Source organism: Falsiroseomonas bella (genome assembly GCF_003173615.1).
GTDB classification, from domain to species: domain Bacteria; phylum Pseudomonadota; class Alphaproteobacteria; order Acetobacterales; family Acetobacteraceae; genus Falsiroseomonas; species Falsiroseomonas bella.
Window position 1 is genome coordinate 415,189 of sequence record NZ_QGNA01000001.1, and the last position, 18,800, is coordinate 433,988.

Genomic DNA, 18,800 nt, shown 5'->3' on the forward strand with positions numbered 1-18,800 from the left:
CCGCCTGCGTCCTGCTCCGCCTCCGCGGCCGCATTCCCGCCCCCATCAGAAGCGCGTCACGACGCGCCAGTAGGCCGCATCCTGCGACAGTGGCTCCACCCCCGGCAGGTTGCCCTGCGGGTAGCGGTTGAACCGGGTCACACCCTCGAACTGGATCTCGGTGCGCCGGTCCACCAGGAACCGCACCCCGGCCCCGGCCGAGGACAGCCGCCTGTCGGGCTGGTCCGGCTGGTTCTCGAAGCTCTGGCCCCAGTCATAGAACATGTAGAACTGCGCCGCGACCTCGGTGCTGCGGCCGAAGAGATCCACGTTCCACGCATCGTCCAGCCGCAGCTCGACCGAGGTGGACAACGCCTTGTCGCCGGTCACCTCGCCCGCATAGTAGCCGCGGTTGAGCCGCAGGCCGCCGAGGTAGAACTTCTCGATCGGCGGCAGCACGTCGGGCGACCACTGGAAGGCGACCAAGCCGAACAGCCCCACCACGGCGCCGTCCCAGGGGGTGAACAGCGACTGCGTGCGGGTGACCTCGCCGGCCACCTTGAAGAAATCCACCACCTGCCCGGAGCGGCCTGCCAGCGCCGCGCCGTTGGAACTCGCCCCGAGCCCCGACAGGCCCTGACTGAAGCGGATATTGGCGCTGTTCAGCGCCGGGAAGGCATCGCCCAGCAGCACGTCCTGCGAGGCCCATTCGCCGCCCGCGCGCAGCACGCGCAGGCTGTCGTAGCTGGCACGCGCGTCGCCGCCGCCCTGGACGCCCAGGCGGATCTCGTTCTCCAGCGCCTCCAGCCCGGCGAAGAGCGTCGCCACCTGGCTGCGCCGGCGGACCAGCGGATAGATCAGCGAGCCGCTGACGAGGGAGGTGGTGCCCTCGTAGCCGATGGCGCGCAGCTCGCCGGTCGGGTTCGAGTTGCCCGCGCCGCCCTGCAGCCGGAAGCGCAGCCCGGAGCCGCCGACGAAGGTCTCGAAGGCGACCTGCCCGAAGGTCTGGGTGTCGTTGAAGCTGCGGAAGAGGATGATGTCGGTGCGTTCGCCATACTGCGTGAAGCTGTTCAGGCTGAGCGCAGCGACCGCCTGTTCCGGGCCGACCAGCTGGTAGCCGCGGTTGTCCGCCGCGAGCAGCGCCGACCAGGGCGTGCGCGAGAGCTGCGCGATGAGCTGCAGCTCCCCCGGATCGCCGCCCGGCACCGGGCGCAGCACGGAGCGGATGGTGACGCCCGGCACTTCCTGCGCCAGCAGCAATTGCCGCTCCAGCAGCGCCTGGTCGAGCGGCCCGGTCGTGACGAGCCGCTGCAGGAACAGCAGCACCTGGGTCGCCGCCGGGCCGATGTCGCCATCCAGCAGCACCTGGCTGATCCGCCCCTCGGCGACCAGGAAGCGCAGCCTGCCACCGGCCTCGACCTCGGCCGAGACGCCGGTCAGCACGTAGCCGTCCTCCCGGTAGCGCCGCAGCAGCGCGAGCCGCGCCTGCTCGATGCGCGCGAGCGGCACGGCGGGGCCGGTCAGCGGCGGCAGCAGGCGCTCGAGTTCCGAGACGGGGTACGCGGTGGCGCCCTCGATGCGGACCGTCGCGATCGGGACCGCCATGTCGGGCATCGGCGTTTCCGCCGGGGCGGGCACCTCGGGCCCCGCCGGGCCGAGTTCCGGCGCGCTGCGCGGCAGGATGCGCGGGATCGGAGAGCCCTGCGGCACCGGTCCGATCTGCTGGGCGGCCGAAGGCGGCGGCAGCGTCAGGAGCGGCAGCACCAGCAAGGCTGTGCGCCTCAGCCCCCTCATCGCAAGAAGATCCCCCGCGCTCGCTGGTTGCCTAGCTAGATGAACGCCGCCTGACGTATCAAGAGGCGTCTCAACTTTTCAGTACAGTGTGCACGTCTGGCATGCCGCGTCGGGCGACGATAGACTGCATCCGAATTAATCAGTGCTCCGGCTCGGGGGGACAGGGCAGGCCGATGCCGCTTGCGTTGCCACGTTACGCGAAGGCCTTGCCGGCTGCCCGGCAAGAAGCGGGCGAAGGCCGTGCATCGCCGGCCCGTCCCGACGGCGCGGCCGCGCGGCTGCCCTAGGCGAAGGCAGCCATGCCGGCAGCGGTTTCCGACAGGCTCGACGGCGACCTGGCAGCGCTTCTGGATCGCATCACCGCCGGTGACGCGGCGCGTGCGGTCCTGGCGGGCACCGCCCATGTGACCGAGGCGATGGACCGGCTCGAGGCCGAAGGCTTCCTGCTGGAGGCGGCGCAGCTCGCGGCGCACGCCCTGCCCAGGCGCGAAGCGGTGTGGTGGGCCTGCATGTGCGCGCGCCACACCGCCCCGGCCGGGGCGGAGGAGCTCGCCGCGCTGCGCGACGCCGCCGAGACCTGGGTGCGCCGCCAGACCGATTCGGCACGGCACGCCGCCTTCGAGCTGGCGCAGGCACAGGGCCTCGACTCGCCCGAGGCCTGGGCGGCGATGGGGGCCTTCTGGGCCGGCGATTCCATCGCCCCGCCCGCGGTGCCCAAGGTGTCGCCGGCACCGCACCTGACCGGCACGGCCGTCGCGGGTGCGATCAACCTGGCGGCGGTGCGCGACGACCCGCTCCGGCGCGATGCGCGGCTCGCGCGGTTCCTGGACTCGGCGCGCGACATCGCCGCGGGCGGCGCCGGCCGCCTGCCACCCGAAGGATAGCCCCGTGATGGCACCGCCCGACGCGCCGCCGCGATGCGCCTGACCCTCTCCGCCCTGCGCGGCCCCGGCCCCCTTGTGCCCGAATCCCGCGAGATCGACGGCGGCGAGGTCTCGCTCGGCCGCGCGCCCGGCAATTCCTGGGTGCTGCCTGATCCGGACCGGCACCTCTCCAAGCGGCATTGCGTGATCGCCTTCCAGGACGGCGGCTGGCGGATCTCCGACATCAGCACCAACGGCACCTTCCTCAACGACGAGGAGGAGGCGATCGGCAAGGGTGCGGTGCGCGAGCTGCGCGACGGCGACCGCATCCATCTCGGCGCCTATGAGATCGAGGTCCGCCTGCAGGGCGAGGCCGTCGCGGCCGTGTCGCAGCCCGGGCGAGGCCCGGCCGCGCAGGATGCGTCGGTCGCGGCCTTCCTGAGGGGCGCGGGCCTGCCGGATGCGCGCATCGAGGATCCGGCCGCCACCATGGCCGCGCTCGGCGCCGCCTTCCGCGCGATGGTCGTGGGCCTGCGCGCGGTGCTCATCGCGCGCGCGGCAACCAAGGGGCAGCTGCGCCTCGAGCACACGATCATCCGCGCCCGCGGCAACAACCCGCTGAAGTTCTCGACCGACGACGACGATGCGATGGCCGCCCTGCTCGGCGCCGGGCGGCGCAGCGCGATGCGCCCTGCGGAAGCGGTGGCGGAGGTGCTGCGTGACCTGCGGGAGCATGAGGTCGCCTGGCTGGCCGCCATGCAGCCGGCCCTGCGCACGTTGCTCGCGGAGCTCTCGCCCGACGCGCTGCCGCCCCCCGCGCAGGGCGCTTCGCGCTCGCCGCAGCAGAAGGCGCGGGCCTTCGATGCCCTCGAGGCGCGGCACGCGGCCCTGCTACAGGGCCTCTCCGAGGATTTCGACGGCATCTTCGGCAGGGCCTTCGCCCGCGCCTACGAGGCCGAGCTGCGCAAGGCCGCGCAGGCCAGGGACGCCTGAGGCGAGGGAGGATCGGCTTACCGACGCCGGGCGATGCTGATACGGTCCTTGCCTGACCCGGAGGCCACCGGATGACGGCAGGACGACGCCCCGACATGGGCCATTGCGCGTGAACGGGCCGCATCGCGCGATCCCGCGGCACCGCCGCATCCCGGGCGATGCGCGATGACCGCCGCATCGCGCACGCGCTTCCGCTCCGCAGGCAGGACCGATCCGGGCGCCCGCCGCGCGCACAACGAGGACAGCTTCGTGGAGCGGCCCGAGGCCGGGCTCTGGGCCGTGGCGGACGGCGCCGGCGGCCATCACGCGGGGGAGGTCGCCTCCGGCATGATCCGCGACGCCCTCGCCACCGTCCCGGACGACCTTCCGGCCGGGCGCGTGCTGGACGAGGTGCAGGAGCGGCTGGCGAAGGTGCATGCGGCGCTGCGCCAGGCCGGGGCACGCCAGGGCAGCGGCATGATCGCCTCCACCGTCGTCGTCCTGGTGGTGCGCGGCGGGCATTTCGCCTGCCTCTGGTCAGGCGACTCGCGGCTCTACCGCCTGCGCGACGGCGCGCTGCAGCAACTCACGCGCGACCATTCGCTCGTGCAGGAACTGGTGGATGCGGGGATGGTCCGTCCGGACGAGGCGGAGAACCACCCGCGCGCCAACGTCATCACCCGCGCGATCGGCGCCGGCGACGACGGCCCGGAGCTCGAGCGGACCTCCGACCGCGTGCTGCCCGGCGACCGCTTCCTGCTCTGCACCGACGGCCTGACCAAGTCGCTGCCCAGCGGGGAGATCGCCGCGCTGCTGGCGACGCCGGACGCGACGGAGGCGCCGGAGCGCCTGGTCGCCGCGGCGCTGGCGCGGCAGGCGAGCGACAACGTCACGGCCGTGGTGGTGGAGGCCGGGGCGGAGGATCCCCCCGGCTGAGCGCCGCCAGCCTGCGACCCGACGTCAGCGGAACCCGATGAAGCTGAGGATCGCAAGGACGATCACCACCGCGCCGACGATATAGACGATGTTGTTCATGGCCGCTTCCGCTTCCGCACTGTGACAGCGGGAGAACGGGCCGAGGGCCGGCGGGTTTCGGGGCGCGCGTCGGCAGCCCGGCCGCGCGGGCGCACGAAGCGGTTGACGACGATCCGCCTCACCGCGCCATGATCGCGCATCGGTCCCGAAGGTGCGACGCATGCCCTCTCTCCCGCCATTCTCCCGCCGCGCGCTGCTCGGCGGCGTCGCCGCGCTGGCCGCACCGCTCGTCGCGCGCGCGCAGGCCGATTTCCCGACGCGCCCGATCCGCATGATCGTGCCCTCGGCCGCGGGATCGGGGCAGGACATCCTCGCCCGCGTGGTCGCGCAGCGCCTGTCGGAACTATGGGGCCAGCCCGTCGTCGTGGAGAACCGCGTCGGCGCCGGCGGCACCATCGGCAGCGACCTGATCGCGAAGGCGCCACGGGACGGCTACACGATCGGCGTCATCAACTCCTCCTCGATGGCGATCTCGCCGGCGCTGCTGCCGAGCGTGCCCTACGATCCCCTGACCTCCTTCACGCCGCTCGGCCTCGGCGCGGCGAACGACTGCGCGCTGGCGGTGAAGGCGGATTCGCCCTTCCGCGGCGTGGCGGATGTCGTCGCGGCGGCGAAGGCGCGGCCGGGACAGCTCACCTGGGCCTCCGCGGGCAGCGGCACCTCCACCCACATGGCGGGCGAGCTGTTCCGGCTGGAAGCGGGCGTGGACGTGGTGCACGTGCCCTATCGCGGCAGCCCCGCGGCGCTGACCGCGCTGCTCGGCGGCCAGGTGGACATGCTGTTCAACACGATCAACTCGCTGCTCGCCGCGGTGCGCAATGATCAGATCCGCGCACTCGCCAGCACCGGCCGCTCGCGCGATCCGCTGCTGCCCGACGTGCCGAGCTTCGTCGAGGCGGGCTTCGCAGCCTATGAGGCGAGCGGCTGGCTCGGCTTCGCCGGCCCCGCGGGCCTGCCGCCGGAGGTGCTGCGCAAGCTCAGCGAGGGCATCCGCCAGGTGACACGGAGCGAGCCCTTCCAGCAGGCGATGATCACCGCGGGGATGCGGCCGCAGAGCTCCACCGCGCAGGAGTTCCAGGACTACATGGCGGTGGAGATCGGGCGCTGGCGCGACATCGCGCGGCGCTCCGGCGCGAAGATGGATTGAGGGCATGCGCACCACCCGCCCGACCATCTGCGGCACGCGGCATGCGGTGTCCGCGGGGCACTACCTGGCCTCCGCCGCCGCCTTCTCGGTGCTGGAGGGCGGCGGGAACGCTGTGGATGCGGCCGCGGCGGCGGGCATCGCGCTCGGCGTGCTGCATCCGGACATCGTGAGCGTCGCGGGCGTTGCGCCGATCCTGATCCGCCTGGCGGATGGGCGCGTGGAGACCATCGCCGGCCTCGGCCCCTGGCCGATGTCCATCCCGCGCGACCTGTTCCGCGAGCGGCATGGCGGGAAGATGCCGCCGGGCGTGCTGCGCAGCGTGGTGCCTGCCGCGCCGGATGCCTGGATCACCGCGCTGCGCCGGCACGGGACGATGGGCTTCGGCGACGTCGCGCAATACGCGCTCCGCTTCGCCGAGGACGGCTTTGCGGTGTACGACGTGCTGGCGAACAACATCGCGAAGAACGAGGCAGCCTATCGCCGCTGGGCCTACAACGCGGCGATCTTCCTGCCGGGCGGCGCGGTGCCGCAGGTCGGCCGGAAATTCGTGCAGGCGGACCTGGCGAAGTCGCTGCGCCACATGATCGAGCAGGAGCGCGCCGCGGCGCAGAAGGGCCGCGAGGCCGGCCTGCAGGCGGCGCATGACGCCTTCTACCGCGGCGACATCGCGCGCGAGATCACGCGCTTCCAGGCACAGGAAGGCGGCTTCCTGACGATGGAGGACATGGCGGCCTACCATTCGCCCGTCGAGCCGGCGCTGTCGGTGGATTGGCGCGGCCACCGCCTCTTCACCTGCGGCCCGTGGTGCCAGGGGCCGACGCTCGCGCAGGCGCTGCTGCTGGTGGAGCGCGCGGGGCTCGACGGGCTCGCGCACAATTCCGCCGACTACATCCACCTGATCACGGAATGTCTCAAGGCCGCCTTCGCCGACCGCGAATACCATGTGGGCGACCCGCGCTTCGTGGATGTGCCGATGGCGGAGATGCTGTCGCCCGCGCATATCGCGCGCCGCGTCGCCGCCATCGATCGGCAACACGCGCATCCCGGCATGCCGGAACGGCTGATCGGCGCCGGGCCGGCCCCGGGCATGGCGATGTCCGACGCGCCATCGCGCGAGACCGAACCGCCGGTCGAAGCCGGCACTTCCTATGTCTGCGTGGTGGATCGCTGGGGCAATGCGGTCTCGGCCACGCCGTCGGACGGATCCTGGACCGGGCCGCTGGTGCCGGGGACGGGGCTGATGGTCTCGGGGCGCGGCTCGCAGAACCGCACCGATCCCGCGCATCCCGCCGGCTATGCGCCGGGCAAGCGGCCACGGCTGACGCCGATGCCGGCGCTGATGGAACTCGCCGATGGCGGCGTCATGCCCTTCGGCACGCCGGGCAACGACGTGCAGCCGCAGGCGATGCTGCAGGTGCTGCTGAACCTGCTGCATTTCGGCATGAGCCCGCAGGAGGCCGTGGAGGCGCCGCGCGTCGCGACCTATGCCTTCCCCTCCTCCTCCGCGCCGCATGACTACTTCCCGGGACGGCTTTCGCTCGAGGGACGCATCGGCGCCGAGGTGAAGGCGGAGCTTGCCGCACGCGGCCATGTCGTCGCCGATTGGCCGGAATGGACGGCGGTGGCGGGCTGCGTCGAGCTGATCCGCAGCGATCCGGAGAGTGGCCTTCTCGCCGCCGCCGCCGATCCGCGACGACCCGCGGCGGCGATCGCGCTGTAGTCGCGGCGCGGGGCGCCGGACCAGCGCGGTTTGGTGCCCCCGGGGAGATTCGAACTCCCACACCCTCTCGGGCGAGCGATTTTGAGTCGCCTGCGTCTACCGTTCCGCCACAGGGGCCGCCGCCGGAGTCCTACGATGGATCGCGCGAAGGGGAAACCGCGGGCGAAGGCATCATGCTCGCATTCCCGTGTGGACGCTCCGGATGAGACGTGGCACGTATACGATCCTCACCTTGACGGGCCCAGCGCCCGCATTCGGACAGCCGCCCGTGAAGAACTTCCTCGCCGCGCTCGACCCGGAATCCCGTGCCCTGGCCATATCCGTCGGCTGGCTGGTCCTGGTCCAGTTGCTCGCCGTGCTCGCCTGGTCCATCGGGCTGCTCTCGCGGGAAGCGGCGGTCGTGCACTGGGTTCTGCTGGGGGTGCTGCCGCCGGCCATGGCGCTGGCCAGCCTCGCCCCGACGCCATCGGATTGACACAATCCGGCCCCGATACGGGCACAAAGCCGTGAGCGGACGCCCATTCCAGGGCCGGGGCTGCTATGTGCCACCGCCATGGACACGCTCCCGATCGCCCTCGACCGGGCAGCGCTCTTCCTCGACTTCGACGGCACGCTCGTCGAGATCGCCCCCCGGCCCGATGCGGTAGTGGTTCCGCCGGCGCTGCCGGGGCTGCTGCGCCGCCTCGCGGCCCGGTTGGAAGGTGCGCTGGCCATCGTCTCGGGCCGGCCGCTGGCCGAGCTCGATTCCTTCCTCCCCGTCCCGCTCGCCATGGCCGGCGAGCATGGCGCCGCTCTGCGCCCTGCCCCTGGTGGCAGGGCCCAGCGCCCACCCCTGCCCCTCCCGCCGCCCGAATGGCGTCACCGCGCGGAGGCGCTCGCCGCCGCCCATCCCGGCGCCCTGGTGGAGCCGAAGGCGCATGGCTTCGTGCTGCATTACCGCCAGGCACCGGAAGCCGGGCAGCCCGGCCGCGCGCTGCTCGAGGATCTCGTCGGCGGCGACGCGGATTTCGTCGTCATGCCGGCGCATATGGCCTGGGAGGTGAAGCCCGCCGCCGTCTCCAAGGCGATGGCCGTCGAGCGGCTGATGGCCGCGCCGCCCTTCGCCGGGCGCCTGCCGGTCTATGTCGGCGACGACGTCACCGACGAGGCGGGCATGGCGGCCGCCCGCGCCGCCGGCGGCCTGGGCCTCAGGCTGCAGGACAGCTTCGGCACGCCCGCGGCGCTGCGCGACTGGCTCGCGCGCCTGGCGGAAGGCGCCCCGGCCGAGGCGGTGGCCCGATGAGCCGCCTCGTCATCGTCGCGAACCGCGTGCCCGATCCGCGGGAACGCGGGGCCACCGCCGGCGGGCTTGCGGTCGCGCTCAAGGATGCGCTGCACCGGCGCGAGGCGCTCTGGTTCGGCTGGTCCGGCGCCACCGTGGCCGAGGCCGCCGCGACGCCGGCCGAGCACCGCAAGGGCCGGGTCACCTATGCCACCCTGGACCTGAGCGAGGAGGACTACCGGCACTACTATCTCGGCTTCTCCAACGGCGCGCTCTGGCCTGTGCTGCACTACCGGCTGGGCATCGCCCGCTTCGCGCGGGAGGACTGGGAAGGCTACCGCCGCGTCAATGCCGCCTTTGCCGCGGCGCTGGCGCCGATGCTCAGGCCCGACGACACGATCTGGGTGCACGACTTCCACCTGTTCCTGCTCGCCGCCGAGCTGCGAAAGCTGGGGTGCCGGCAGAAGATCGGCTTCTTCCTGCATGTGCCTTTCCCGCCCCGCGCGGTGATCATGGGCATGCCCAAGGCCGAGGCGATCCTGCAGGCCCTGGGCGCGCATGACGCAATCGGCGTGCAGACCGAGGACGACGCCGAGAACCTGCGCGCCGCGCTGGTCACAGGCGGCGAGGCGGAGGCCGCCACGCGCGTGGGCGCCTTCGCCATCGGGATCGACGCGGCCGGCTTCGCGGCGCTTGCGGCGCGGCGCTTCCGCACGAAGGAGGTGGACCAGCTGCGCGATTCGCTCGCCGGCCGCGCGCTGGCCATCGGCGTGGACCGGCTGGACTACACCAAGGGCCTGCCGCAGCGCATCGCCGGCTTCGGCAAGCTGCTGCAGCGCTTCCCGCAGCATCGGTCGCGCGTCACCTTCCTGCAGGTGGCGCCGGTCAGCCGCGGCGACGTTGCCACCTATCGCGCGTTGCGCCGCGAGCTGGACGAGATGGTGGGGCGCATCAACGGCCAGTATGCCGAGCCCGACTGGGGGCCGATCCGCTACATCACGCGCGCGGTCGCCCGGCCGACGCTCGCGGGCTACATGCGGCTTGCGCGCATCGGGCTCGTCACGCCGCTGCGCGACGGGATGAACCTGGTGGCGAAGGAATATGTCGCCGCGCAGGACCCGGAGGATCCGGGCGTGCTGGTGCTCTCCCGCTTCGCCGGCGCATCCGGCGAGATGGAAGGCGCGCTTCTGGTGAACCCGCTCGACCCGGACGACATCGCGGAAGCCCTCGACGTCGCGCTGACCATGCCCGCGGAGGAGCGGCTGGCGCGGTGGAAGCCTATGGATGCGGCGATCCGCGCCAACAACGCGTCCGCCTGGTGCCGGCGCTTCCTCGCGGCCCTCGAGGGGGCGGAGGCGGCGCCCGAGCCGGCGCGCGCCGGCAGCGGGCCCGCGCGGCGCGCGGCCTGATACCGGCGAGCCTTTCTGGTGATCCGATGGCGGCCTGCGCACTGTGCGCGGGCCGAGCGGCCGAATGGCCGCCGCCGCTTGTGCGGCATGCGGAGAGCATGCCTTCGGCATGACGTAGCCAAGCGAGCGCATGCGAGCGCCGGCGTCTGAGGGCGTTTTCGGGTCACCGAAAACGCACACCGGCCTGAGGCCGGGGGCCGCCGGCGGCCCCGTTCGGACACGAGGATTTGAAGCCTGTCCGGGCGAACCGCCCCGGACAGGCCTTCACGAGCGGGCGGGCCGCGGAGCCCGGGCAGCGCGGGACAAGCCGCCCCGCGCCTGCGCTTCCCGTCGGGGCCGCGCGCGCCGGCGCCGGTCCGGGCAGGACATGGCCAGCCCTCCGGCGGCGCGTGGACGGGCATCGCGCAACGACCGCCGATATGCTTTAATGCAATTGGGAAACATCCGTCCAAAGGGACGTCAGAATGCGCAGGACCCTCGCCATCGCCGCCGTGCTCGGGATCTGCGGGCTGCCACTGCACCTCGCGGCGCAGTCCAACCCGAGTTCCCAGCAGATCATCGACGCACTCCGGCCGAGCGGCGACCTGCTCGGCGGCCCGACGCGCGGCATCCGCCCGGTGAACCCGCCGGCTGCCGCCCCGCAGCAGGCGCAGCCCGCGGCCGCCTCGCCCGCTGGGACCGCGCCGCGCCAGGCGGCGCCCGCGACGCAGCAGGCCGCGGCCCGCACGGCGCCGCCGCCGGCCGCGCCCTCGGTGAACCTCACCGTCAACTTCGCCACGGGCTCGGCCGAATTGACGCCGCAGGCGATGCGCACGCTGGACGAACTCGGCCGCGCGCTGTCCAGCCCCGACCTCTCCGGCTTCCGCTTCCGCGTGGAAGGCCACACCGACACGGTCGGCGCGACCGAGCTGAACCAGAGCCTCTCGGAGCGCCGGGCCGCCGCGGTGGTCGAATATCTCACCGCCCGCTTCGCCATCCCGGCCGCGCGCCTGCAGGCGATCGGCATGGGCGAGACCCAGCCCGTGGTGCCGACGCGCGACCAGGTGCCGGAGCCGCGCAATCGCCGCGTGCAGGTCGTCAACATCGGCGCCTGACGCCGCCTTTCCTGTCCGGCACGAACCGTGGCGCCCGACGGCGAGGATGACACCGTCATCCTTCCGCGCGGGCGCAGGATCGTGCCGGAGCCACCGCCCCCTTCGCCGCCGGAACCGCCGCCCCCGGCCGCATCGCGCCGTGGCGCCTGGCCCTGGCTGGCGCTGATCGCGCTGGCGCTCGCCGGCGGCGGCGCCCTGGTCCTGTTCCGGCCGTCGCCCGGCCCGGTCGTCGAGGCGCCGCCCGCGATCAGGCAGGCGCCCCCGCCCGCGCCCCCGCCCGCGCCTCCGCCCGCGGTTGTCGAAGCGCCGCCGCCAGCCCCGGTGCCGGCCCCGCCGCCGCGCGCCGAGGCGCCGCAGCCCGCGACGCCCCCGGCTGTCACGCCACCCGCTGTGACGCCGCCGGCCGCGCCGCCGCCGCCCGCGCCCGCCCTGCCGATGGCGACCGAGGCGGAGATCCTCGCCAACACCGCCCCTGCGCTGCGGATCCGGCGGCTTGCCGGCAATCCGCTGGTCGTCGTCCTCGACTTCCCCACCCTCGGCGAGCAGGCGCGCATGCTGAACCGCGTCGCGGCGCTGGTGGAAAAGGCCGGGCTGCCGCGCGACCGCGTGCTGGACGATGCGGCGCTGGCCGCGGCCACGCGCGCCGGCGGCGGCACGGCCGAGACCTTCTATTACGGGCACAACTACCGCGCCGCGGACCTGGTGCGCTTCTTCGCGCTCGCCGATGCCGGCGCGATCGCGCTGAACGCCGAGGAGGAGAGGCTGCGCGCCCTGCTGCGCGAACTGGACTGGCTGCGGCCGGACGCCGCCGGTGCGCTGGTCTCCGTGCCGCATGCCGGCGTGGAGCCCTGGCTCGACGGACGGGCACGCGCGGCCATGCTGCGGCACGAGCTGGCGCATGGCGAGTTCTTCACCAGCCCGGCCTATGCCGCCCTGGTCTGGCGCTTCTGGCAGGAGATGCTGACGGGGGAGGAGCGCGATCGGTTCCGGACGCTGCTCGCCCAGGCGTCCTATGACCAGGCCCTCGAGGAGGTCATGGCAAACGAGGCGCATGCCTTCCTGTTCCACACGCCGGACGACCGCTTCTTCGACCCGGCCGCCGTCGGGCTGTCGCCGGAGCGCATCGCGGCGCTGCGCGCGGCGTTCATGGCCGGCATGCCGGATGGATGGCTGCGCGCGGCGATGACGCGCTGAGGGGCGGCACCCCATATCCGTTTCGGCAGGCGAGGGTCCTTCCGGGCCGGCTCGCCGCGATGGAGCGAGGCCGATGCAGGAAGCCACCCAGGTCGTTTGTCCGCATTGCGACGCGATCAACCGCGTGCCGAGCACGCGGCTCGCCGACGGTCCGCGCTGCGGCTCCTGCCATCGCCGCCTGTTCGAGGCGCGGCCCGTGGCGCTGGACGAGGCGCGCTTCCGTCGCCATGCCGAGCATAGCGGCGTGCCGCTGCTGGTGGATTTCTGGGCAAGCTGGTGCGGGCCGTGCCGGACCATGGCGCCCGAATTCGAAGCCGCGGCGCGCGAGCTGGAGCCGGCCATCCGGCTGGTGAAGGTCTCGACCGAGGAAGCGCCGGCGCTCGCGGCGGAACTCGGGATTGCGAGCATCCCGACGCTTGCGTTGTTCTCGGGCGGGCGGGAGGTGGCGCGGCAGGCGGGCGCTCAACCGGCGCGGCGCATCGTGGCCTGGGCGCGCAATGCCGTGCCGGCGGCGCGCGCCTGATCCGCGGCGACCGGTAGCGGCCCGGACCGGAGACCCGGCGGGCGTGGACCTACGCGGCGCCGCGCCGAACGCTCAGCCCGGAGGCGGGCAGAAGACGTCCGTGAGGACCTGGATCACGCGTTCCACGCGGGGATCGGCGATCCGGTAATGGATCGTCGTCCCGGTGCGCCGCGTCTTGACCAGGCCGTCCTCGCGCAGCTTGGCGAGGTGCTGCGACACCGCCGGCTGGGACAGGCGGACGCGCGCGGCAAGCTTACCGACGTGAGCCTCGCCTTCCGAGATCAGCATGCAGAGCAGCAGCAACCGGCGCTCATTGCCGAGCAGCCGGAGTAGCGCAGCGGCTTCCGCGGCGCTCTCCTCCATCATCTGATCCAGGCTGACAGGCGACGCCTGCGCCGGATCGAGTGCGGAAAGTTCCTCTATCCTATCCACTATGGCAACCTATCAGGGCACCCTGCCCGGATACCTTGTTACCCGAAGCGAATTCAAGCGGAAGCATTTTCGTTTAATGTTTGCGTGAGGGTGCATCTGGCAGGCTGCCGGCAAGATCCAGCAACGGTGGCACCTCTGCCTCTCCTTTGGGCTCGGCCTTCGGCCGGCTGCGCTTCGGCCGCGGCGCCGATTCGGCCGGCGGCTCCGGGGCGGCGAGGACCGGCGGCTCGGCCAGCGGTTCGACCGGCGCCGGGCGCCGCTTCGGCGGCGCGCTCGGCGTCAGGCTGTCGAGCGCCGCGGCGAGGTCGTCCACCAGGTCCGCCACGTCCTCGAGGCCGACCGAAAGCCGGATCGTGCCGTCGGTGATGCCGAGCTTCGCGCGCTCCTCCGACCCCACGCGCATATGCGTGGTCGTCGCCGGATGCGTCGCCAGCGACTTGGAGTCGCCCAGGTTGTTCGAGACATCCACGATGCCGAGCGCGTTCATGAAGCGGAACGCCGCTTCCTTGCCGCCCTTCACGTCGAAGGTCACCAGGCTGCCGCCGGCGGCCATCTGCGCCTTGGCCAGCGCCTGCTGCGGGTGGTCCACGCGGAAGGGATAGAGCACGCGCGCCACCTCGGCCCGCTCCGCCAGGAAATCGGCGATCGCGGCGGCGGAGCGGCACATCGCCGGCAGGCGCAGATGCAGCGTCTCCAACCCCTTCAGGATCACCCAGGTGTTGAAGGGCGAGAGCGAGGGGCCGGTGTTGCGGATGAAGGGCTGCAGCACCTCGTCCACCCACTTCTTCTTCCCGAGCACCGCGCCGCCCAGCACGCGGCCCTGGCCGTCCATGTGCTTGGTGCAGGAATAGACGATGACATCGGCGCCGAACTGCATCGGCTTCTGCAGCAGCGGCGTGGCGAAGACATTGTCCACCACCACGATCGCGCCCGCGCGATGCGCTAGGTCGCAGACCGCGGCGAGGTCCACCAGCTCCAGCATCGGGTTCGACGGCGTCTCGAGCAGCACGAGCGCGGCGGGCGTGGAGAGCGCGGCCTTCCATTGGTCGAGATCGCCGCAATCCACGAATTCCGTGCGGATGCCGTAGCGCGGCAGCAGCGTGGAGACGATCCAGTGGCAGGAGCCGAACAGCGCGCGGCTCGCCACGACGCGGTCGCCGGCCTTGAGGTGCGACAGCATCGAGGCATGAACCGCCGCCATGCCCGTCGCCGTCATGCGGCAGGCCTCGGCGCCTTCGAGCAGCGCCAGCCGCTCCTCCAGCATCGAGACGGTCGGGTTGCCGAAGCGCGAATACTGGTAGTGCTGGACTTGCCCGAGGAAGGTCGCCTCGGCCTGCTCGGCGCTGTCGTAGACGAAGCCGGAGGTGAGGAAGAGCGCCTCGGCCGTCTCGTCGAAGCCCGAGCGCATCTGTCCCCCGCGAACGAGCTGGGTGGCGGGCCGGAGGGGGCGGTCGGGCAGGCGCTTGGCCATCGTGACACCTCGGTCTGCGGCGCGGCCATCGCCACGCGGCTGGGGTGTCCGGCCCCTGTCGCGGGGCGTGGCGGCGGCGCGGGGCGCCGACGCGACGGCCGTTTAGCGCGCTTGTTTTCGCTGGCTTCCGCCACCGCCCGGGGGCAACCGGGACCTCGCCGCAAGCAGGCCGGACAAATCGCGAGGGGCGTCGCCGCCGATCTCGTGCTTAGGCTGCCGCGGCGCCGGCGGTCAAGGCGGCTTGCCCGCGGCGGGCCGAGGCTCCTATATGTGCGGGCGACCTCGGGCTGCGGGCGTAGTTCAGAGGTAGAACGTCAGCTTCCCAAGAGGTTTGAGGCAAGTAATCATATCGCCTCACCATTCCTCATACAGCTCGCAAAGCTCTGAAATCGCTGACGTTCAGAGTCGCCGACCCTCCTCATGCTGACCATGCTGCATCGCCCCTATCCACGGGATTAGAGAGTGAAAAGGGAGTGAAGACAAAATACTTATCCACACAGGATTATTGTCTTTTGTCCCACTTGTGGTATCGTGGCTAGGTAGCAGGACGTGTTCTTTGACAACTGGGTAGCTATAACATCAATAATATGAACGATTTTGTTGTATCAAAGGATTTGGTGCAGTCTCTCATCATAGAGAGTTTGCCCAAGATGATGAAGGATAATTTGGACGGGTACCCAAGCCCCATAAAAAAGGCAGTCGAAGAAGCAGTGAAAGAGCAGGATGGGGCGATAAGGTTGCTGGTCAAGGAGACGCTCGCCTCCATTCTGACCGATGAGAAATTCAAGCAAATTCTTGCAGAGCGCATACTGACCGAAGCGCTGGCAAACAGCTTAAAGAGATAACAAGGGCTACTGTCGGGGGAGCGCTACGAGGTAGCTCTTGGTGCGTCCCCGATTATCAACATGCTACCCAGTTGCCAAAGCGCACGACCTACGTTGCGCGAGCCTTAGCCTCCAGCTCGGCTACTTGCTTCTTCACCCACTCGCTATCTGCCGACGATACCGGAACGCCGAACACGTCTGTCAGCCCGAACACGATTACGATTTCGGTTTCGGCCTTGCGGCCAGGCATCACGTAGTGTGTGACGAAAACAGCATCGTCATTCATCTTCGAGAGAACACCGTTACGCTGCTGGCTTACGCGCTCAACCCGCTTCTTTGTCGGGTTGATGCCGTAGAAGACCCAGACAATCTCCTGCTCGTAAGCCTTCGTGCCCCGTTTCGCCACCAGTCACTCCGTTCGCTGCCGCACCAACCTAGCACAGCTCGCCGGAGTCGCCTTGCCCAACCCCAGAACGCCAGCTAGAAAGACAGGCGCGATGCTGGGAGTGAAAGTGGAGTGAAAACTCCACGCCGAGAGCTGCTAAATAGCTGATTTAATTGGCTTGCGGGCGTAGTTCAGAGGTAGAACGTCAGCTTCCCAAGCTGAATGTCGTGGGTTCGATTCCCATCGCCCGCTCCAGGTTTCCAGCGCGCGGCAGCGCCGAGCCCGCCTCCAGCCGATCCCGTCAGCCCGACTTGAGCACGCCCTGCAGCTTCTCCGCCGCGGTCGGCTTGTCGGTGCGGTCGATGGCGGCGAGTTCGGCCGCGAGGCGGTCCAGCGCCTGCTCGTAGATCTGCCGCTCGGAGAAGGACTGGTCCGGCTGGCCGGCATTGCGGTGCAGGTCGCGCACCACCTCCGCGATGGCCAGCGGATCGCCGGAATTGATCTTCTGCTCGTATTCCTGCGCGCGGCGCGACCACATGGTGCGCTTGATGCGGGCGCGGCCGCGCAGCACGTCCAGCGCCTCCTTGATGATCGCCTCGCTCGCCAGCTTGCGCAGGCCGGAGGAGGAGGCCTTGTTCACCGGGACGCGCAGCGTCATCCGGTTCTCCTCGAAGGTGACGATGATCACCTTGAGGGAGAGGCCGGCGACGGGGATCTCCTCGATGCCCTGCACCTGGCCGACGCCATGCGTGGGATAGACCACATGGTCGCCCGCCTTGAACTCCACCTGCGGCGATCGCTGGCGCGGCGGCGGCGCCGGCGGCCCGCCCATCATGCGGGACGGCTGCGACGGACGCGCGGCGAAGGAGGGCGCGGGGGGCGAACCGTTGGGCTGGGGCGCTGCCGGCCGGGGCGGCGACGCGGAGGCTTGCGGCGCGGCGGCGGCCGGGGCGGCACCGTTCGGGGCAGCGCCGTTCGGGGCTGCGGCGACCGGGTGCGGCTTCGCCGCCACCTCGGCTGGCGGGACTGCCGGCGACGTGGGGCGGGGGGCCTCCTTGGCGGGCGCGGGCTTCGCTGCCTCAGGGCTGGAGGCTGCGGGCTTGGATGCTTGTGGCTTCGGCACCGCGACCTTTGGCGGCGCGGCGACGGCCGGCAGCGCCTTCGGCAGGGCCGCCTTCTTGACCGGGGCCGGCGCGGCGACGGGCTTCGCCTTCGCGGGCTTCACGACCGCGACGGGCGGCTTCGCGGCCGCCTTGGCGGAGGCCTTGGCGGCGCTGCGGGAAAGGGTCGGCGCGGCAGGCTTGCGCGCGGGCGGAGCGGTGCGTGCGGCGGGCTTCGCGGCCGCCTTGCGGACCGGCGGCTTCGCCGGGGCCTTGGCCACCGCCTTGCCAGCCGTCTTGGTCGCGGCCCTGGTCGCCGCGTGCGCTGCCGCCTTGGTGGCCGGCTTCGCGGCGGGCTTCGCCGCTGGCCGCTTCGGTGCGGACTTCGCGGCCGCTGGCTTCGCCGGCTTGGCGCCGGTCCGTCTTGCGGCGGCGTCCTGCTTCGGCCTCGCAGCAGGCTTCGCGGGCCGCGTGGTCGCCTTCGCCGCCGGCTGGGCGGCCCGGGCAGGCTTGGCCGCGCCCTTGGCGGTACGGCCGGCCTTCGACTGGGCACTTGCCTTCATCGCGTTACCCGCTCATCCCTGCCGCCGCGCTCTCGCGAGCCGGTGTCCCGCCGCCGGGCTCGGTTACGCGTGGCGGGCCCGAGCCCCGCAAAGGGCCCTCGCAGGCACGCCCTGGGTTACGCCCGGATGAGCATCCGAAGCGGTAACCTGTTTCCGATCCCGTTGAAAAGATAATGCAATCGCGCGCTTTTTGCCACCCCCGCACCTCGTGGCGGGTCGGCGGGGCGCGCCTCGCGGGATGATCAGGGCTGTTGCCGCCCCGGGGCAGCGGTCGGGGCCGCGCGGCGGCGGCGCGCCGGCCGCCGGGGCGCCTCAGGGCTTCCCCGGCTCCGGGCTGAACAGCTCCTTCTTGCCGGGCTTGTCCTTCCACTCATCCGCATCGGCCGGCGCCTCACCCTTGCGGGTGATGTTCGGCCATTGCGTGGCGTAGGTGCGGTTCAGCTCCACCCAGGCCGTGGCCTTGTCATCCGAATCCGGCACGATCGCCTCGGCCGGGCATTCCGGCTCGCAGACGCCGCAATCGATGCATTCGTCCGGATGGATCACCAGCATGTTCTCGCCGACGTAGAAGCAGTCCACGGGACAGACTTCGACGCAGTCCATGTATTTGCACTTGATGCAGTTCTCGGTGACGACGTAGGTCACTTCAGCCTCCGGCACGGCGCGGGCGCCGCGATATCCCGCGGCCCGCCCGGCCGCGCAGAATTGGCCTGTTGCGCCGCGTCACGCAAGCCGCCCCCGGGCGCTTAGCGGGCCTCCTCGGACAGGTCCTCGTACAGCCCGCGTGCCTCGGCCGGCGGGCCGCGGCGCGTGGCCAACGCCAGCACGCGCCAGACCCGCACGCGGCCATGCAGGGCCAGGGTCAGCACGTCGCCCACCCGCAGCCGCGCATGCGCCTTGTCGGTGGGCTGGCGGTTCAGCCGCACCGCGCCGGCGGCGACGAGCCGGGCGCATTCCGCCCGCGTCTTCGCCAGCCGCGCGCACCAGAGCCAGAGGTCGAGCCGCTGCCAGTCGGCGCCGCCCTCTGGTTGCAA

20 protein-coding genes, 2 tRNA genes and 1 pseudogene are annotated in these 18,800 nt (G+C 71.8%); 14 read left to right on the top strand and 9 right to left on the bottom strand.

The features are described from left to right. Positions 1 to 45 precede the first annotated feature (45 nt). On the bottom strand, positions 46 to 1,773 hold the full coding sequence (locus DFH01_RS01840) for a ShlB/FhaC/HecB family hemolysin secretion/activation protein (RefSeq protein ID WP_109868693.1): 1,728 nt from the start codon (positions 1,771 to 1,773) through the stop codon (positions 46 to 48). A gap of 299 nt (positions 1,774 to 2,072) precedes the next feature. On the opposite strand from DFH01_RS01840, the gene DFH01_RS01845 reads away from it, so the two are divergent. The 3 genes from DFH01_RS01845 to DFH01_RS01855 all read left to right on the top strand — a co-directional run bounded on the left by DFH01_RS01845 (position 2,073) and on the right by DFH01_RS01855 (position 4,544). After that, complete coding sequence (locus DFH01_RS01845; RefSeq protein ID WP_109868694.1) at positions 2,073 to 2,657, top strand: DUF6931 family protein; 585 nt, start codon at positions 2,073 to 2,075, stop codon at positions 2,655 to 2,657. 33 nt (positions 2,658 to 2,690) lie between these two features. Continuing rightward, a complete protein-coding gene (tagH, locus tag DFH01_RS01850) occupies positions 2,691 to 3,629 on the top strand; it encodes a type VI secretion system-associated FHA domain protein TagH (RefSeq protein ID WP_109868695.1) in 939 nt (312 codons plus the stop codon). A 165-nt stretch (positions 3,630 to 3,794) separates the two neighbouring features. After that, a complete protein-coding gene (locus tag DFH01_RS01855) occupies positions 3,795 to 4,544 on the top strand; it encodes a PP2C family protein-serine/threonine phosphatase (RefSeq protein WP_109868696.1) in 750 nt (249 codons plus the stop codon). Positions 4,545 to 4,568: 24 nt separating this feature from the next. Here DFH01_RS01855 and DFH01_RS01860 read toward each other — a convergent pair whose 3' ends face one another. Then, the gene (locus DFH01_RS01860; protein ID WP_109868697.1) at positions 4,569 to 4,805 is read right to left on the bottom strand and encodes a hypothetical protein; all 237 of its coding nucleotides are present in this window, start codon (positions 4,803 to 4,805) and stop codon (positions 4,569 to 4,571) included. Between DFH01_RS01860 and DFH01_RS01865 the strand changes: the two genes are divergently transcribed. Both DFH01_RS01865 and DFH01_RS01870 read left to right on the top strand, forming a co-directional pair. Next, a complete protein-coding gene (locus tag DFH01_RS01865) occupies positions 4,804 to 5,790 on the top strand; it encodes a Bug family tripartite tricarboxylate transporter substrate binding protein (protein WP_109868698.1) in 987 nt (328 codons plus the stop codon). The two genes, DFH01_RS01860 and DFH01_RS01865, sit on opposite strands and share 2 nt — an antisense overlap. Before the next feature lie 4 nt (positions 5,791 to 5,794). Then, complete coding sequence (locus tag DFH01_RS01870) at positions 5,795 to 7,510, top strand: gamma-glutamyltransferase family protein (RefSeq protein WP_109868699.1); 1,716 nt, start codon at positions 5,795 to 5,797, stop codon at positions 7,508 to 7,510. Positions 7,511 to 7,541: 31 nt separating this feature from the next. Here the strand turns inward: DFH01_RS01870 and DFH01_RS01875 are convergent. Further along, positions 7,542 to 7,627, bottom strand: a tRNA-Leu gene (locus tag DFH01_RS01875). 151 nt (positions 7,628 to 7,778) lie between these two features. Here DFH01_RS01875 and DFH01_RS01880 point away from each other — a divergent pair. The 6 genes from DFH01_RS01880 (at position 7,779) to trxC (ending at position 12,991) form a co-directional block, all read left to right on the top strand. Beyond that, on the top strand, positions 7,779 to 7,985 hold the full coding sequence (locus DFH01_RS01880) for a hypothetical protein (RefSeq protein WP_109868700.1): 207 nt from the start codon (positions 7,779 to 7,781) through the stop codon (positions 7,983 to 7,985). Between the two features lie 78 nt (positions 7,986 to 8,063). After that, the gene (otsB, locus tag DFH01_RS01885) at positions 8,064 to 8,792 is read left to right on the top strand and encodes a trehalose-phosphatase (RefSeq protein WP_109868701.1); all 729 of its coding nucleotides are present in this window, start codon (positions 8,064 to 8,066) and stop codon (positions 8,790 to 8,792) included. Beyond that, positions 8,789 to 10,180, top strand: coding sequence for an alpha,alpha-trehalose-phosphate synthase (UDP-forming) (locus DFH01_RS01890; RefSeq protein ID WP_109868702.1), 1,392 nt, complete (start codon positions 8,789 to 8,791; stop codon positions 10,178 to 10,180). Before otsB ends, DFH01_RS01890 begins: the two co-directional genes overlap by 4 nt. Positions 10,181 to 10,644: 464 nt before the next feature. Further along, positions 10,645 to 11,274 carry an OmpA family protein gene (locus tag DFH01_RS01895; RefSeq protein WP_109868703.1) on the top strand — a complete coding sequence of 210 codons (630 nt, stop codon included), beginning with the start codon at positions 10,645 to 10,647 and terminating at the stop codon, positions 11,272 to 11,274. Between the two features lie 27 nt (positions 11,275 to 11,301). Beyond that, complete coding sequence (locus tag DFH01_RS28395) at positions 11,302 to 12,468, top strand: hypothetical protein (protein WP_109868704.1); 1,167 nt, start codon at positions 11,302 to 11,304, stop codon at positions 12,466 to 12,468. A 73-nt stretch (positions 12,469 to 12,541) separates the two neighbouring features. Further along, the gene (gene trxC, locus DFH01_RS01905) at positions 12,542 to 12,991 is read left to right on the top strand and encodes a thioredoxin TrxC (protein ID WP_109868705.1); all 450 of its coding nucleotides are present in this window, start codon (positions 12,542 to 12,544) and stop codon (positions 12,989 to 12,991) included. A 72-nt stretch (positions 12,992 to 13,063) separates the two neighbouring features. Here trxC and DFH01_RS01910 read toward each other — a convergent pair whose 3' ends face one another. Next, positions 13,064 to 13,423, bottom strand: coding sequence for an ArsR/SmtB family transcription factor (locus DFH01_RS01910; RefSeq protein WP_233255921.1), 360 nt, complete (start codon positions 13,421 to 13,423; stop codon positions 13,064 to 13,066). Positions 13,424 to 13,703: 280 nt separating this feature from the next. Next, a pseudogene (metZ, locus tag DFH01_RS01915) lies at positions 13,704 to 14,894 on the bottom strand (O-succinylhomoserine sulfhydrylase); the annotation flags it as partial. 587 nt (positions 14,895 to 15,481) lie between these two features. Here metZ and DFH01_RS01920 point away from each other — a divergent pair. Beyond that, positions 15,482 to 15,739, top strand: coding sequence for a hypothetical protein (locus DFH01_RS01920; RefSeq protein WP_146216972.1), 258 nt, complete (start codon positions 15,482 to 15,484; stop codon positions 15,737 to 15,739). Between the two features lie 88 nt (positions 15,740 to 15,827). On the opposite strand, the gene DFH01_RS01925 is transcribed toward DFH01_RS01920, so the two are convergent. After that, a complete protein-coding gene (locus tag DFH01_RS01925; RefSeq protein ID WP_109868708.1) occupies positions 15,828 to 16,124 on the bottom strand; it encodes a hypothetical protein in 297 nt (98 codons plus the stop codon). A gap of 159 nt (positions 16,125 to 16,283) precedes the next feature. Here DFH01_RS01925 and DFH01_RS01930 point away from each other — a divergent pair. Next, positions 16,284 to 16,358: transfer RNA gene (locus DFH01_RS01930), tRNA-Gly, on the top strand. Positions 16,359 to 16,404: 46 nt separating this feature from the next. Here DFH01_RS01930 and DFH01_RS01935 read toward each other — a convergent pair. After that, positions 16,405 to 16,890: a CarD family transcriptional regulator gene (locus DFH01_RS01935; protein ID WP_233255922.1), complete on the bottom strand. Its 486-nt coding sequence runs from the start codon at positions 16,888 to 16,890 to the stop codon at positions 16,405 to 16,407. Between DFH01_RS01935 and DFH01_RS01940 the strand changes: the two genes are divergently transcribed. Beyond that, entirely contained in the window at positions 16,880 to 17,896 is a 1,017-nt protein-coding gene (locus DFH01_RS01940; protein ID WP_109868710.1) for a hypothetical protein, read from the top strand. The two genes, DFH01_RS01935 and DFH01_RS01940, sit on opposite strands and share 11 nt — an antisense overlap. Positions 17,897 to 18,078: 182 nt before the next feature. On the opposite strand, the gene fdxA is transcribed toward DFH01_RS01940, so the two are convergent. Both fdxA and DFH01_RS01950 read right to left on the bottom strand, forming a co-directional pair. After that, positions 18,079 to 18,411 carry a ferredoxin FdxA gene (gene fdxA, locus DFH01_RS01945; RefSeq protein WP_109868711.1) on the bottom strand — a complete coding sequence of 111 codons (333 nt, stop codon included), beginning with the start codon at positions 18,409 to 18,411 and terminating at the stop codon, positions 18,079 to 18,081. Between the two features lie 101 nt (positions 18,412 to 18,512). Beyond that, positions 18,513 to 18,800 (bottom strand): RNA-binding S4 domain-containing protein, encoded by a 288-nt coding sequence (locus tag DFH01_RS01950; RefSeq protein WP_109868712.1) that lies wholly within the window; start codon positions 18,798 to 18,800, stop codon positions 18,513 to 18,515.

Excerpts from the sequence above, each read along its gene's own strand:
- DFH01_RS01895 (WP_109868703.1), top strand. The coding sequence starts at position 10,645 with ATGCGCAGGACCCTCGCCATCGCCGCCGTGCTCGGGATCTGCGGGCTG.
- DFH01_RS01860 (WP_109868697.1), bottom strand. The coding sequence starts at position 4,805 with ATGCGTCGCACCTTCGGGACCGATGCGCGATCATGGCGCGGTGAGGCG.
- DFH01_RS01845 (WP_109868694.1), top strand. The coding sequence starts at position 2,073 with ATGCCGGCAGCGGTTTCCGACAGGCTCGACGGCGACCTGGCAGCGCTT.
- DFH01_RS01920 (WP_146216972.1), top strand. The coding sequence starts at position 15,482 with ATGAACGATTTTGTTGTATCAAAGGATTTGGTGCAGTCTCTCATCATA.
- DFH01_RS01870 (WP_109868699.1), top strand. The coding sequence starts at position 5,795 with ATGCGCACCACCCGCCCGACCATCTGCGGCACGCGGCATGCGGTGTCC.
- tagH (WP_109868695.1), top strand. The coding sequence starts at position 2,691 with ATGCGCCTGACCCTCTCCGCCCTGCGCGGCCCCGGCCCCCTTGTGCCC.
- otsB (WP_109868701.1), top strand. The coding sequence starts at position 8,064 with ATGGACACGCTCCCGATCGCCCTCGACCGGGCAGCGCTCTTCCTCGAC.
- DFH01_RS01865 (WP_109868698.1), top strand. The coding sequence starts at position 4,804 with ATGCCCTCTCTCCCGCCATTCTCCCGCCGCGCGCTGCTCGGCGGCGTC.
- trxC (WP_109868705.1), top strand. The coding sequence starts at position 12,542 with ATGCAGGAAGCCACCCAGGTCGTTTGTCCGCATTGCGACGCGATCAAC.
- DFH01_RS01855 (WP_109868696.1), top strand. The coding sequence starts at position 3,795 with ATGACCGCCGCATCGCGCACGCGCTTCCGCTCCGCAGGCAGGACCGAT.
- DFH01_RS01890 (WP_109868702.1), top strand. The coding sequence starts at position 8,789 with ATGAGCCGCCTCGTCATCGTCGCGAACCGCGTGCCCGATCCGCGGGAA.
- DFH01_RS01840 (WP_109868693.1), bottom strand. The coding sequence starts at position 1,773 with ATGAGGGGGCTGAGGCGCACAGCCTTGCTGGTGCTGCCGCTCCTGACG.